This window comes from Pseudomonas azerbaijanorientalis (assembly GCF_019139795.1).
GTDB lineage: Bacteria > Pseudomonadota > Gammaproteobacteria > Pseudomonadales > Pseudomonadaceae > Aquipseudomonas > Aquipseudomonas laurylsulfatiphila.
In genome coordinates this window covers 883,173-897,500 of the sequence record NZ_CP077078.1, presented here as the reverse complement: position 1 = coordinate 897,500, position 14,328 = coordinate 883,173, and the positions used below count along the sequence as shown (strand labels likewise).

Sequence of the window (14,328 nt, the reverse complement as noted above, 5' to 3'; positions counted from 1 at the left end):
GCGTCGAGCTCGGGTCACGCTCGGACGGCTTGAGGATGAAGCAGTTGCCGCAGACGATCGCCAGCGGGTACATCCACAGCGGCACCATGGCCGGGAAGTTGAATGGCGTGATACCGGCGACAACGCCCAACGGCTGGAAGTCAGACCAGGCATCGATGTTCGGGCCGACGTTGCGGCTGTACTCGCCCTTGAGGATTTCCGGAGCCGCGCAAGCGAACTCGACGTTCTCGATGCCGCGCTTCAGTTCACCGGCAGCATCTTCCAGGGTCTTGCCGTGCTCTTCGCTGATCAGTTGCGCGATACGTGCTTCGTTTTGCTCCAGCAGTTGCTTGAAGCGGAACATCACCTGGGCACGCTTGGCCGGCGGCGTGTTGCGCCAGGCCGGGAATGCAGCCTTGGCCGCGTCGATGGCGCTCTGGATGGTTTCGCGGGTCGCCAGCGGCAACTTGTGAATAGCCTGGCCGGTAGACGGGTTGAACACATCAACCGCGCGACCGTTCTCGGTCACCAGTTCGCCATTGATCAAATGCGGAATAACGCTCATGGAAGCTCCTGAAATGTTGTCCACAGGCGCCCGTTCCCGGACGCCCGTTGTTTATAGGTATATAGAAGGAGAAATCAGTCGATCTTGCTCAGCACTTCGCCGACCGCGTCGAATAGACGATCCAGGTCCTGCGGCTTGCTGTTGAAGGTTGGGCCGAACTGCAGGGTGTCGCCGCCGAAGCGTACGTAGAACCCGGCTTTCCACAGCGCCATGCCGGCTTCGAACGGACGCACGATCGCGTCGCCGTCACGTGGAGCGATCTGGATCGCACCGGCCAGGCCGAAGTTGCGGATGTCGATAATGTTCTTGGTGCCTTTGAGGCCGTGCAGCGCATTTTCGAAATGCGGTGCGACTTCGGCCACGCTCTGTACCAGGTTTTCCTTTTGCAGCAGGTCGAGTGCTGCCAGGCCCGCCGCGCACGCCACCGGGTGTGCCGAATAGGTGTAGCCATGGGGGAATTCAACCGCGTACTCAGGCGTCGGCTGATTCATGAAGGTCTGGTAGATCTCGGAGCTGGCAATCACCGCGCCCATCGGGATCGCGCCATTGGTGACTTGCTTGGCAATGCACATCAGGTCCGGGGTCACGCCGAAGGTGGTGGCGCCGAACATGGTGCCGGTACGGCCGAAACCGGTGATCACTTCGTCGAACACCAGCAGGATGTTGTGCTGGTCGCAGATTTCACGCAGACGCTTGAGGTAACCCTGCGGCGGAACCAGCACGCCAGCGGAACCGGCCAATGGCTCGACGAATACCGCCGCGATGTTCGATGCATCGTGCAGTTCGATCAGCTTGAGCAGTTCGTCAGCCAGGGCGATGCCACCCTGCTCCGGCATGCCACGGGAGTAGGCGTTGCTTGCCAGCAGAGTGTGCGGCAGGTGGTCGACGTCCATCATCGCCTGACCGAACAATTTGCGGTTGCCGTTCACGCCGCCGAGGCTGGTGCCCGCGATGTTCACACCGTGGTAGCCACGGGCACGGCCGATCATCTTGGTTTTGGTCGACTGGCCCTTCAAGCGCCAGTAGGCACGGACCATCTTCACCGCGGTGTCAGCACACTCGGAACCCGAGTCGGTGAAGAACACGTGGTTCAGGTTGCCCGGGGTCAGGTCGGTGATTTTCTCGGCCAGCTGGAACGACAGCGGATGACCGTACTGGAAGCCTGGCGAGTAATCGAGCGTGCCCAGTTGCCTGGCGACCGCTTCCTGGATTTCCTTGCGGGTGTGCCCGGCGCCACAGGTCCACAGACCCGACAGCGAGTCATACACCTTGCGCCCCTTGTCGTCGATCAGCCAGCTGCCTTCGGCGCCAACGATCAGGCGCGGGTCGCGCTGGAAGTTGCGGTTGGCGGTGTAAGGCATCCAGTGAGCATCGAGCTTGAGCTGGCTGGCCAGCGAAGTCGGGGCGTTTTCAGGCAAGTTCATGGGCAAAACCTCGCAAGGCAGTAAGCGGCGTAAGGATTGAAAACCGTTGTTGCAGCTAAATTGCCACGGGGATAAAGTCTGTGAAATGCAACTCTTCTAATGTTCAGTCAGCCAATCACTAAACTTTGAGTAACCCGCATGAGCGCTCGCCGTCCCGATCCGCTGGCCCAGGTCAGCGACTTTGATATTCGCCTGCTGAGGATCTTTCGTAGCGTGGTGGAATGCGGCGGCTTCTCCGCGGCGGAAACCGTGCTGGGCATTGGTCGTTCGGCGATCAGCCAGCAGATGAGCGATCTGGAGCAACGCCTCGGCCTGCGCCTGTGCCAACGTGGACGCGCCGGTTTTTCCCTGACCGAGGAAGGTCGCGAGGTCTATCAATCGGCGTTGCAACTGTTGAGTGCGCTGGAAAGCTTCCGTACCGAGGTCAACGGCCTGCACCAGCACTTGCGTGGTGAATTGATCATTGGTCTGACGGACAACCTGGTCACCCTGCCCCACATGCGCATCACCCATGCCCTCGCGCAATTGAAAGAGCGCGGCCCGGACGTGCAGATCCAGATCCGCATGATCGCGCCCAACGAGGTCGAACAAGGCGTGCTCGACGGTCGTTTGCACGTCGGCGTGGTGCCGCAGGCAAGCGCACTGTCGGGGCTGGAGTACCAACCGTTGTATAGCGAACGCTCGCTGCTGTATTGCGCGGTCGGCCATCCGCTGTTTTATGTCGACGACAAACAACTGGACGACGAACGCCTGAACAGTCAGGACGCCATCGCACCCACCTTTCGATTGCCAGCGGAGATCCAGGCCCACTACCAGGCGCTCAATTGCACCGCCAGCGCCTCGGACCGCGAAGGCATGGCCTTCCTGATCCTGACCGGACGCTATATCGGTTATCTGCCGGATCACTATGCGAGTCTTTGGGTACAGCAGGGCCGGTTGCGAGCGTTGAAAGCCAAAACGCGCTTCTATGACCTGAGCCTGGCCTCGGTCACACGCAAGGGGCGTCGCCCGCATCTGGTGCTGGAGAGTTTTCTCGAGAGCCTGGCCGCGACGCGTTGAACAATTACCCCCCTGTAGGAGCTGCCGAAGGCTGCGATCTTTTGATCCTGAAAATCAAGATCAAAAGATCGCAGCCTTCGGCAGCTCCTACAGGGTTGTGGTGGTTTCGGTTTTACGCTATCAACGCACTGGCTGCACCCACCTACCAGTTCGGAAGTGCTTATGACCTTTGAAGTCCCAGCCCACGGCGCAAAACCCGTCAGCCGCATTCGTCAGAAGAACGAAGAGACCATCATCAAAGCCGCCGAAGACGAGTTCGCCCGTCACGGGTACAAAGGCACGAGCATGAACACCATCGCCCAGAACGCCGGGCTGCCCAAGGCAAACCTGCATTACTACTTCACCAACAAGCTCGGTTTGTACGTGGCGGTGCTGAGCAACATCATCGAGTTGTGGGACAGCACCTTCAACACCCTCACCGCCGAGGATGATCCGACCGAGGCCTTGACCCGTTACATTCGCGCGAAAATGGAGTTCTCCCGCCGCCAGCCGCAAGCCTCGCGGATTTTCGCCATGGAAGTCATCAGTGGCGGTGAATGCCTGACCGAGTATTTCAACCAGGACTATCGCGCCTGGTTCCAGGGCCGTGCGGGTGTGTTCCAGGCCTGGATCGACGCCGGTAAAATGGACCCGGTCGATCCGGTGCACCTGATCTTCCTGCTGTGGGGCAGCACCCAGCATTACGCCGACTTCGCCACGCAGATCTGCCGCGTCACCGGGCGCACCAGGTTGACCAGGCAAGACATGGAAGACGCCGGGGACAACCTGATCCGCATCATTCTCAAGGGCTGCGGCCTGAAACCTGCCATTTAAGTAGCCATTCAGGTACGTATGCCTTTTACCCTCAGCGGTTTTTGCGAATACCGCGAAGAGATTCGCAAGAGCCGCTTCATCACCTTCGCCGCGCCGATCTCCAGCCCGGCCGAGGCCCAGGCGTTCATTGAACAGCACAGCGACTTGAATGCCTCGCACAACTGCTGGGCGTGGAAGCTCGGCGATCAATATCGCAGCACCGATGATGGCGAACCCGGTGGCACGGCAGGTCGGCCGATTCTGGCGGCGATAGAGGCACAGGATTGCGATCAGGTCGCGGTGCTGGTGATTCGCTGGTACGGCGGCATCCAACTGGGCACCGGTGGTCTCGCCCGGGCCTATGGCGGCGGTGCGAACAAATGCCTGCAAGCGGCGCCAAAGGTTGAGTTGATCAGCCGGGTGCCGTTGCGATGCGCTTGCGGGTTTGCCGAGCTGGCGTTGGTCAAGCTGCGGGTGGCGGAGGCAGGTGGACTGGTTGTGGATGAAAGCTTCACCGCCAATGGTGTCGAGTTGCAGTTGGCGGTAGGCGATGCGCAGATCGATACCTTGCAGTCACAGCTGGCCGATTTGAGTCGTGGACGTATTCTCCTGCAGCGCTGAAAACAAGCGCAAAAGATCGCAGCCTTCGGCAGTTCCTACACGGAATCGTGCTGCGATCTTTTGGGGCACGCCGCTTTTCCACTTATTCCATATTTGCCCACATCTGCTGTGCACCCGGCTGTGGATAACCTGAGCACATACCGCTGTAACCCTTCTGTCATGCGGCTTTGCGGACTTTGCTCAATTTTCGTCCAATCTGCCATCAAGCGCATCAAATTCAAGCAAAAACAAACAGTTACGGCGATTTATCACCTTTAGAAGAAAGCCACCCAGTGCTTATGCCCATGCCTTGAGCTTGCGCACAAATACTGTGGAGCAATCTGTGGATAACCCGTTCATGGCCGTCTCGGCACCCTGCACGGTATGGCTTGTGGTCGATTGATCATTTTTTGAGCAAAATCCCACGAGCAAAATCGGGGCTTGATTTGCACCCTTGCCCCCATGTGGTGCCGGGCTCTGCTTGGCACATCTGAAAGCTGCGTACTCAACGCCCCGGCTCACAGGAGTCCGAAGTTTTTCTGACCGAGTGGCCAGAAAATTGCTTTATCCACAGGCACAAGTCCAACAGCACCGAGCCTGTCATGCCCAATCACGCTCCAATCCCGGATCCGGTTCCGCGCCTGCAACTGCGCAAAATCAGCAAACGCTACCCCGGCTGCCTGGCCAACGATGCCATCGACCTGACCATTGCCCCTGGCGAGATCCATGCCCTGCTTGGCGAAAACGGCGCGGGCAAAAGCACGCTGATGAAAATCATCTACGGCGTCACCCAGGCCGATTCGGGCGAGGTGGTCTGGCAAGGTCAGCGAGTAAGCCTGCGCAACCCGGCCCAGGCGCGAGGCCTGGGCATCGGCATGGTGTTCCAGCACTTCTCGCTGTTCGAAACCTTGAGCGTGGCGCAGAACATCGCCCTGGCCATGGGCGCAGCGGCAGGCACACCCAGACAACTTGAGCCGAAGATTCGCGAGGTGTCGCGACGCTATGGCATGGCGCTGGAGCCGGAGCGACTTGTCCACAGTCTGTCGATCGGAGAACGGCAACGGGTGGAAATCATTCGCTGCCTGATGCAGGACATCCGCCTGTTGATTCTCGATGAACCGACTTCGGTGCTGACGCCGCAAGAGGCCGACGACTTGTTCGTCACCCTGCGCCGGCTCGCCGCCGAGGGCTGCAGCATTTTGTTCATCAGCCACAAGCTCGGGGAAGTCCGCGCGTTGTGTCAGAGCGCGACGGTACTGCGCGGCGGGCGCGTGACCGGACATTGCGTGCCAGCCGACTGTACGGATCAGCAACTGGCGCGCCTGATGGTCGGTGAGGCGGCGCAGTTGAACGCAAACTATCCGAAGGTGACCGGGGGTGATGCGTTCCTTGATGTACGCGGATTGTCCTGGCACAACCCGGACCCGTTCGGGTGCTCGCTCAAGGACATCAATCTTGAAGTGCGAAGCGGTGAAATCGTCGGCATCGCCGGTGTCGCGGGCAATGGCCAGGACGAGCTGCTGGCCTTGCTCAGCGGCGAACAACGCCTCAATCGCAACGAAGGCGCAACCCTGTGCTTTGGCCAGGAACCGGTTGCCCACTTACACCCCGACGCACGTCGCAGACTTGGCCTGAGCTTCGTCCCTGCCGAACGCCTGGGCCATGGCGCGGTGCCAGAGTTGAGCCTGGCAGACAACGCACTATTGACCGCTTTCCAGCAAGGATTGGTGAGTAAGGGTCTGATCCGGCGCAGTAGAGTCGAAGTGTTGGCCGAGGAAATCATCCGCCGTTTCGGGGTCAAGACACCCGATAGCCAGACCCCGGCCCGCAGCCTGTCCGGCGGCAACCTGCAGAAATTCATCCTCGGCCGGGAAATCCTTCAGCAACCCAAACTCCTGATCGCCGCGCACCCGACCTGGGGTGTGGACGTCGGCGCGGCCGCCACCATTCACCGCGCCTTGATTGCCTTGCGCGATGCCGGCGCGGCGATCCTGGTGATTTCCGAAGACCTCGACGAACTGTTCCAGATCTGCGACCGCCTTGGCGCCTTGTGCAGCGGTCGCCTGTCGGCACTGAACGCCACGGTCGATACGCGCCTGAGCGATGTCGGCGGCTGGATGGCCGGCCAGTTCGCTGCCCCTCAATCACTCGCATCCGCCACGCGCTAACGGAGTGTCACATGCTGCTTTCTCTTGAACCCCGTGGCCAGCAATCGCAGCTGATGCTGTGGTGCTCGCCGTTGCTGGCGGCTGCGCTGACCCTGGGCTGTGGATCATTGTTGTTCATCGCGCTCGGGCATGACCCGCTGTTGACCTTGCACACGCTGCTGATCGCGCCGGTCAGCGACCTGTATGGCGTCTCTGAATTGTTGGTCAAAGCCCTGCCTATTCTGCTGTGCGCATTGGGCCTGGCCGTCGCCTACCAGGCGCGCATCTGGAACATCGGTGCCGAAGGTCAACTGCTGCTCGGTGCATTGGCCGGCAGTGCGCTGGCGGTCAACATCATCGATCTGCAAAGCCGCTGGGCGCTGGTGGCGATCCTGCTCACCGGCACCCTGGCCGGTGCTGCCTGGGCCGGCCTGACGGCGTGGTTGCGCACACGCTTCAACGCCAATGAAATCCTGACCAGCATCATGCTCAACTACATCGCGCTGAACCTGTTGCTGTTCTGCGTTCACGGTCCGTTGAAGGATCCCGCCGGGTTCAACTTCCCCGAGTCAGCGATGTTCGGGGATGCCAGCCGCTTGCCGCTCTTGATGGAGGATGGACGGGTTCACGCCGGGGTGTATTTCGCCCTGCTCGCCTTAGTGGCGGTGTGGGTGCTGTTGCAGAAAAGCTTTGTCGGCTTCCAGATCAAAGTGCTCGGGCTGGATAAGCGGGCCGCCGGTTTCGTCGGTTTTCGCGAGAAGCGCCTGATCTGGCTCGCGCTATTGATCAGCGGCGGTCTGGCCGGCCTTGCCGGTGTGTGCGAAGTCACCGGGCCGATCGGTCAGTTGGTGCCGCAGGTCTCGCCGGGCTACGGCTATGCGGCGATCACCGTGGCGTTTCTCGGCCGCCTGAATCCGCTCGGGATCCTGTTTTCCAGCCTGTTGATGGCGCTGCTGTACATCGGCGGTGAAAGCGCACAAATGAGCCTGAACCTGCCGCAAGCGATCACCCAATTGTTCCAGGGCATGATGCTGTTTTTCCTGCTGGCCAGTGACGTGCTGATTCTCTACCGGCCACGCTTGAACCTGCGCTGGAACCGTCGTGCCCAAGCCACCGCCGTACACGCAGGAGCGTTGTGATGGATATCGATCTGCTGAGCAATATTTTCTACGCCATGGTCCGCTGCGGTACGCCGTTGTTGTTGGTGGCGCTGGGGGAACTGATCTGCGAGAAAAGCGGCGTCCTCAACCTGGGCCAGGAAGGCATGATGCTGTTTGGCGCGGTGATCGGTTTCATCGTCGCGTTCAACACCGGGCACCTGTGGCTCGGCGTATTGCTGGCGATGTTCGCCGGGATGCTTCTGTCATCGCTGTTTGCTCTGGTGGCGCTGGTATTCAATGCCAATCAGGTGGCCAGCGGTCTGGCCCTCACGATTTTCGGCGTGGGCCTGTCGACTTTTGTCGGTGCGGCCTGGGTCGGCAAGCCGCTGGCAGGTTTCGAACCCTTGGCGATTCCCTATCTGAGCCAGATCCCGCTGATCGGGCGGATGCTGTTTGCCCAGGACCTGTTGGTCTATCTGTCGTTCGCACTGTTTGCGCTGGTGGCCTGGGTCATTCTGAAAAGCCGTGTCGGGCTGATCATTCAAGCCGTCGGGGAAAATCCCGCTGCCGCCAGTGCCATGGGTTTGCCGGTGTTGTCAGTGCGTACGTTGGCGGTGTTGTTTGGTGGCGCGATGGCCGGGTTGGCCGGGGCCTATCTGTCCCTGGCGTACACGCCGATGTGGGCGGAGAACATGAGCGCCGGGCGCGGCTGGATTGCCCTGGCGCTGGTGGTGTTCGCCAGTTGGCGGGTGTGGCGCCTGCTGCTCGGCGCGTACCTGTTCGGGCTCGCCAGCATCCTGCACCTGGTGGCGCAGGGATTGGGGCTGGCGATTCCGTCGAGCCTGCTGGCGATGCTGCCGTATGTCGCGACCATAGTAGTGCTGGTGCTGTTGTCACGGGATGCGCTGCGGACACGGTTGTATGCGCCGGTGTCGTTGGGGCAGCCGTGGCAGGCTGGGCATTAGGCTGTGCCTGTTCGGTCCCCTTCGCGAGCAGGCTCGCTCCCACATTTGACCGAGTTCACACCCATCCCATGTGGGAGCGGGCTTGCCCGCGAAGGGGCCCGAACAGGCAACACCTGAGCCACGCCCCACGCCAATTCAAACACCAGAAAAACCACAAGCAATGAACTCGCCCCCTGGATCAGGGCATAAGCCTGCCAGGCCGAGAACAGGAATCTGGCCACGGCGTCATACCGTCCGAAAACCTGCTGCGGATCACGAATCCGCAGCACCGCCCACACGCAGACGATCGAGCCCAACAGGTTCGCCATCAACATGTGCACCGGTTCGAACGGTGGCAGCTCACCCGGCAAACTCAACGCCTGGCTCAGCGCAGTCAAAACCCCATGCAACGCCGCAAAACTCCACGGCGTGACAAACGCCATCGTCACGATCAGGTCGTACCAGGCACTGCCTTGCACCAACCGGCGATATTGCGTTGTAGTCCACATCGTCATTGCTCCATCAATTCAGGGAGCAACAAGGCTAAAGCCTGGAGTATGCTCCAAGGTCAAGCCCCTTCGAGACGTCATGATACGCATCGTTGAATTAGCCCGGGCCAGCGCCGTCACGCAACGGCTGCAAGACAAACTCAAACTGATCGAAGCCCGCATGGCCGAACTCGGCGCGTTACGCGAAGAGTTGCAACAACGGCTCGGGCAACAGTGTCCATTGAATCCACGATCCTGAATTTTCAAGGAAGCCACTCATGTCCAAGGCAAAAACCGCACTCATTATCGGCGCCTCCCGGGGGCTTGGTCTCGGGCTGGTGAAAACCCTGCTGGCCGATGGCTGGCAAGTCACCGCCACCGTGCGCGACCCGCAAAAAGCCGAGGCCTTGCAGGCCCTGGGCAAGGTGCGGATCGAACAGCTCGACATGGACGATCAGCCCGCGGTGTCCGCCCTGAGCCAACAACTCAAGGGTGAGGTGTTTGACCTGTTGTTCGTCAATGCCGGGGTCAAGGGGCCGGATGTCCAGACACCCAACGGTGGCGCGACGATGGCCGAGGTCGGCCAGCTGTTTTTCACCAACGCCGTGGCGCCGATCAACCTGGCCCAGCGTTTTGTCGAACAGATCCGTCCGGACAGCGGCGTGCTGGCGTTCATGAGTTCGGTGCTGGGCAGCGTGACCATGCCCGATGCGCCGGAGCTGGCGCTGTACAAGGCCAGCAAGGCGGCGCTGAATTCCATGACCAACAGCTTCGTCACTCAGTTGGGCGATACAACGCTCACTGTCCTGTCGCTGCACCCGGGCTGGGTGAAGACCGACATGGGCGGTGAAGGCGCGGACATCGACGTCGAAACCAGCACGCGCGGCCTGGTTGATCAGGTGAATGCGTATGTCGGCAAGGGCGGACATCACTTCATCAATTACCGGGGTGAGACCATTCCCTGGTAATCACCGCCAACACACTACCCTGTGGGAGCGGGCTTGCCCGCGATGACGGCGGCACAACCAACAACGATTTGACTGACACACCGCTATCGCGAGCAAGCTCGCTCCCACAGGGTTTTTTGTTGTCCTGTCGGGCCGGGCTTGCCCATAACGGTATTTTGATCGACACTGCCCACCTCGCCTCCCCGGCGAACCTGGATCAGCAGACAGGGCAACACTGAGCTGGCAACCCTGAACCCAACTTTCAGAGGAGCCGGCCAACATGCCTGCGACCCGTACCTGGTTAAAAAATCCCCTCGCTATTTTCACCTCCAACGGTCTCGATGCCCGTGGCGGCCTGGTGCTGCAAGACGGCTTGATCGTCGAGGTACTCGGCGCCGGTCAACAACCATCCGCGCCGTGCAATGAAGTGTTTGATGCCCGCGAGCATGTGATCCTGCCGGGCCTGATCAACACCCATCACCACTTCTATCAAACCCTGACCCGCGCCTGGGCGCCGGTGGTCAATCAGCCGCTGTTTCCATGGCTGAAAACCCTGTACCCGGTCTGGGCACGCCTGACCCCGGAAAAACTCGCCCTCGCCACCAAGGTCGCACTGGCCGAATTGCTGCTGTCCGGCTGCACCACCGCCGCCGACCATCACTACCTGTTTCCGGAAGGTCTGGAAAATGCCATCGACGTGCAAGTCGAGAGCGTTCGCGAACTGGGCATGCGCGCCATGCTCACCCGCGGCTCCATGAGCCTCGGCGAAAAGGACGGTGGCCTGCCGCCGCAACAGACGGTGCAGGAAGGCGAAGTGATCCTCGCCGACAGCCAGAGACTGATCGCCGAGTACCACGAACGCGGTGACGGTGCACAAATCCAGATCGCCCTGGCACCGTGCTCGCCGTTCTCGGTGACCCCGGAAATCATGTCGGCCAGCGCCGAACTGGCGAACCAACTCGACGTGCGCCTGCACACCCATCTGGCAGAAACCCTCGACGAAGAAGATTTCTGCCTGCAACGCTTCGGCCTGCGCACCGTGGATTATCTGGACAGCGTCGGCTGGCTCGGCCCGCGTACCTGGCTGGCCCATGGCATCCACTTCAACCCGGACGAGATCGCCCGCCTCGGCGCCGCCGGCACCGGTATCTGCCATTGCCCGAGCTCGAACATGCGCCTGGCCTCGGGCATCTGCCCGAGCATCGATTTGACTGACGCCGGCGCCCTGCTGGGCCTGGGTGTGGACGGTTCGGCCTCCAACGATGCCTCGAACATGATGCTCGAAGCGCGCCAGGCCCTGTACATCCAGCGCCTGCGCTACGGCGCCGAGAAGATCACCCCGGAACGCGTGCTCGGCTGGGCGACCAAAGGTTCGGCCAGCCTGTTGGGCCGTACCGATATCGGTGAACTGGCGGTGGGCAAGCAGGCCGACCTGGCGCTGTTCAAGCTCGATGAACTGCGCTTCTCCGGTAGCCATGATCCGGTCTCGGCCCTGCTGCTGTGCGGCGCCGATCGCGCGGACCGGGTGATGGTCGGCGGCAAGTGGCGGGTGATTGACGGGCAGGTCGAGGGGCTGGATCTGAAGGGCTTGATTGCCGATCACAGCCAGGCGGCGCGACAGTTGATTGCAGGGACCTGATACAACGCCGATTGACACTGTGGGAGCGGGCTTGCTCGCGAAGGCGTTGGATCAGTCGATATTCATGTGACTGACACACCGCCTTCGCGAGCAAGCCCGCTCCCACATTGGTTTTGCGGTGCTCTTAGAGTCCCAGCAGCGACAACATGATAAACGTCGCAAACAACACGAAATGAGTCATGCCTTCGATGGCGTTGGTTTCGCCGTCGTTGAGATTGATCGCGCTGACGATCAGGGTGAGAAACACCATCACGGTCTGCACCGGGGTCATGGCCATCTGGAATGGCTGGCCGGTATAGAGCGCCATCGCCTCCATCACCGGCACCGTCAGGATCACCGTCGACAGTGACGCGCCCATGGCGATGTTGACCACCGACTGCATGCGATTGGCCAGTGCCGCGCGCAACGCGGTCAAGATCTCCGGCGCCGCAGAGATCGCCGCCACCAGGATCGCCGTAATCACCGGCGGTGCCCCCGTCCCTTCCAGCCCCAGATCGAGGGTACTGGACATCACTTCGGCCAGTGCGCCAATCACCACCACCCCGAACACCAAGGTGCCGATACTCAGCACCAGATTGACCGGCCGCGGCTCTGCGCCAGGCTCCTTCCGGCGGCGCTTGTCCGGGTAGCTGTAGCTGAAAAAATAACTGTGCGGCCCGACCTGCATGCGCAGGAACAAGGCGTAGAGCAGCACCATCGTGCCGATGGTAAAGGCCGAATAGAGCTTCCATCGCGCTTCGGGAATGAACTCCGGCACCACCATCGAGACACCCATGGCGGTGAGAATCATCACGCTGTAACTGCGCGCTGAATCGTCGTTATAGGACTGTTCGCCATGCTTGAGCCCGCCTATCAACGCTGCGAGGCCAAGGATGCCATTGATGTCGAGCATCACCGCCGAGTAGATCGTATCGCGCACCAGCGTGGCCGAGGCTTCGTTGCTCATCATGATCGCCAGGATCACCACTTCCACCAGCACGGCGGCCAGGGTCAGGATCATCGTGCCGTAGGGATCACCGACCTTCTCCGCCAGCAATTCGGCCTGATGGGCAACGCGCATGGAGGCGGCGACGATGAAGGCGATCAACACCAGCCCGCTGATCAATGCGATGACCTGGCCGCTGTGCAGCATCCAGTGCTCCAGCGGATAGGCCACGCACGCGGCGATCAAGGCCAACAGCAGGAAGCCTTCTTGCTTGAGGGTGGTGAGCATGGCGAGCCTTTTTGCCGAGTGGTGCCGATGAGCTACTGACTGCAGGGTGGCATTAACGTTTCGTTTTACCTTAGCGCACCAGAGGGTGGCGTGAGGTTGGTCAGATGCACTGCGTTGGTTCTGGTGTTGAAAAAGATCGCAGCCTTCGGCCACTCCTACAGAGCTACGCGAAGCCATGCAGGCGCTGCCGAAGGCTGCGATCTTTTGATTTTGTTGTCCGGTTGGTCAGCCATTTGCATTGCCCCTGCCAACCACAGAACAAAATGGAGCTCCAATTCATGCACAACCGTCCGTTGAAGAAGCTGCTTTGCGCCGTTACCGCCGCCATCGGCCTGAGCGCCAGCCTGAGTGCCAGCGCCAACGACCCGCTGAAAGTCGGCTTCGTTTACATCGGCCCGATCGGCGACCACGGCTGGACGTATCAGCATGAACAGGGACGCAAGGAGCTCGCGGAAAAATTCGGCCCGCAGATCACCACCAACTATGTAGAGAACGTCGCCGAAGGTGCCGACGCCGAGCGGGTGATCCGCAACATGGCCAAGGACAAATACGACCTGATCTTCACCACCTCCTTCGGCTACATGAACCCGACCGTGAAAGTCGCCAAACAGTTTCCTCAGGTGACCTTCGAACACGCCACCGGCTACAAGCAGGACAAGAACCTCGGCACCTACCTGGCACGCACCTACGAGGGTCGCTACGTCGGTGGCTTCCTCGCTGCGAAGATGACCAAGACCAGGAAGATCGGCTATGTCGCCTCGTTCCCGATCCCGGAAGTGATCCGCGACATCAACGCCATCCAGCTGGCCTTGAACAAGTACAACCCCGGTACCGAAATCAAGGTCGTGTGGGTCAATTCCTGGTTCGATCCGGGCAAGGAAGCGGATGCCGCCAACGCACTGATCGACCAGGGTGTCGACGTGGTGTTCCAGCACACCGACAGCCCGGCGCCAATCCAGGCCGCCGAACGTCGCGGCGTGTATGCGGTGGGCTACGCTTCGGACATGGCGCACTTCGGGCCGAAGGCGGTGCTGACCTCCATCGTCAACGACTGGGGCCCGCACTACATTCAGGCAGCCCAAAGCCTGCTTGATCATGACTGGAAGTCCCAGGACTACTGGGGCGGCCTGAAAGAAGGCACGGTTGAGCTGCCGATCAGCGACCTGGTGCCGGCTGCGGTGAAAAGCGAAGCCGAACAGCTCATCGCCAATATCAAGAGCGGTACGCTGCAGCCGTTCACCGGGCCGATCAAGGATCAGGCCGGCGTCGAAAAAATCCCGGCGGGCGTGAGCGCGACTACCGCGGAGCTGGCGTCGATGAATTACTACGTGGAAGGCATGAAGGCGGAAATACCGAAGTAACACTTCAACCACCACACAACCCCCTGTGGGAGCGGGCTTGCTCGCGAATGCGGTCTGTCAGACAACGGAG

General features: G+C 60.8%; 14 protein-coding genes (1 of these 14 cut by a window edge). 10 read left to right on the top strand and 4 right to left on the bottom strand.

Annotation, left to right across the window (positions count from 1 at the left end; all coding sequences use genetic code 11):
• Positions 1 to 544: the start of a CoA-acylating methylmalonate-semialdehyde dehydrogenase gene (locus KSS91_RS03930; RefSeq protein WP_008021905.1), read on the bottom strand. The gene continues 950 nt to the left of window position 1, outside the view; the window shows 544 of its 1,494 coding nt (coding positions 1–544); its start codon is at positions 542 to 544; the stop codon falls past the left edge of the window.
• A gap of 74 nt (positions 545 to 618) precedes the next feature.
• Positions 619 to 1,968, bottom strand: coding sequence for an omega-aminotransferase AptA (gene aptA, locus KSS91_RS03925; RefSeq protein ID WP_217837119.1), 1,350 nt, complete (start codon positions 1,966 to 1,968; stop codon positions 619 to 621).
• A 138-nt stretch (positions 1,969 to 2,106) separates the two neighbouring features.
• Here aptA and KSS91_RS03920 point away from each other — a divergent pair, with 138 nt between their 5' ends.
• From KSS91_RS03920 to KSS91_RS03895, 6 genes are all read left to right on the top strand, one after another.
• The gene (locus tag KSS91_RS03920; protein ID WP_015093347.1) at positions 2,107 to 3,027 is read left to right on the top strand and encodes a LysR family transcriptional regulator; all 921 of its coding nucleotides are present in this window, start codon (positions 2,107 to 2,109) and stop codon (positions 3,025 to 3,027) included.
• 162 nt (positions 3,028 to 3,189) lie between these two features.
• Positions 3,190 to 3,840 carry a TetR/AcrR family transcriptional regulator gene (locus KSS91_RS03915; protein WP_217837118.1) on the top strand — a complete coding sequence of 217 codons (651 nt, stop codon included), beginning with the start codon at positions 3,190 to 3,192 and terminating at the stop codon, positions 3,838 to 3,840.
• Between the two features lie 18 nt (positions 3,841 to 3,858).
• Positions 3,859 to 4,440, top strand: coding sequence for an IMPACT family protein (locus KSS91_RS03910; RefSeq protein WP_015093345.1), 582 nt, complete (start codon positions 3,859 to 3,861; stop codon positions 4,438 to 4,440).
• 581 nt (positions 4,441 to 5,021) lie between these two features.
• Positions 5,022 to 6,587, top strand: a complete 1,566-nt coding sequence (locus KSS91_RS03905) for an ABC transporter ATP-binding protein (protein ID WP_217837117.1) — start codon at positions 5,022 to 5,024, stop codon at positions 6,585 to 6,587.
• 11 nt (positions 6,588 to 6,598) lie between these two features.
• Entirely contained in the window at positions 6,599 to 7,705 is a 1,107-nt protein-coding gene (locus KSS91_RS03900) for an ABC transporter permease (RefSeq protein ID WP_217837116.1), read from the top strand.
• Positions 7,705 to 8,631, top strand: coding sequence for an ABC transporter permease (locus KSS91_RS03895; RefSeq protein ID WP_217837115.1), 927 nt, complete (start codon positions 7,705 to 7,707; stop codon positions 8,629 to 8,631). The genes KSS91_RS03900 and KSS91_RS03895 overlap by 1 nt, the downstream gene beginning before the upstream one ends.
• On the opposite strand, the gene KSS91_RS03890 is transcribed toward KSS91_RS03895, so the two are convergent.
• A complete protein-coding gene (locus tag KSS91_RS03890) occupies positions 8,628 to 9,119 on the bottom strand; it encodes a hypothetical protein (protein WP_217837114.1) in 492 nt (163 codons plus the stop codon). The two genes, KSS91_RS03895 and KSS91_RS03890, sit on opposite strands and share 4 nt — an antisense overlap.
• 79 nt (positions 9,120 to 9,198) lie before the next feature.
• On the opposite strand from KSS91_RS03890, the gene KSS91_RS03885 reads away from it, so the two are divergent.
• The 3 genes from KSS91_RS03885 to KSS91_RS03875 all read left to right on the top strand — a co-directional run bounded on the left by KSS91_RS03885 (position 9,199) and on the right by KSS91_RS03875 (position 11,684).
• A complete protein-coding gene (locus tag KSS91_RS03885) occupies positions 9,199 to 9,357 on the top strand; it encodes a hypothetical protein (protein ID WP_217837113.1) in 159 nt (52 codons plus the stop codon).
• A 19-nt stretch (positions 9,358 to 9,376) separates the two neighbouring features.
• A complete protein-coding gene (locus KSS91_RS03880; RefSeq protein ID WP_217837112.1) occupies positions 9,377 to 10,066 on the top strand; it encodes an SDR family oxidoreductase in 690 nt (229 codons plus the stop codon).
• A 259-nt stretch (positions 10,067 to 10,325) separates the two neighbouring features.
• Positions 10,326 to 11,684, top strand: a complete 1,359-nt coding sequence (locus KSS91_RS03875) for an 8-oxoguanine deaminase (protein WP_126049096.1) — start codon at positions 10,326 to 10,328, stop codon at positions 11,682 to 11,684.
• Positions 11,685 to 11,808: 124 nt separating this feature from the next.
• Here the strand turns inward: KSS91_RS03875 and KSS91_RS03870 are convergent, their stop codons facing one another.
• A complete protein-coding gene (locus KSS91_RS03870; RefSeq protein WP_217837111.1) occupies positions 11,809 to 12,897 on the bottom strand; it encodes a calcium:cation antiporter in 1,089 nt (362 codons plus the stop codon).
• Between the two features lie 278 nt (positions 12,898 to 13,175).
• Here KSS91_RS03870 and KSS91_RS03865 point away from each other — a divergent pair, with 278 nt between their 5' ends.
• A complete protein-coding gene (locus tag KSS91_RS03865) occupies positions 13,176 to 14,258 on the top strand; it encodes a BMP family ABC transporter substrate-binding protein (RefSeq protein ID WP_126049094.1) in 1,083 nt (360 codons plus the stop codon).
• Positions 14,259 to 14,328 lie beyond the last annotated feature (70 nt).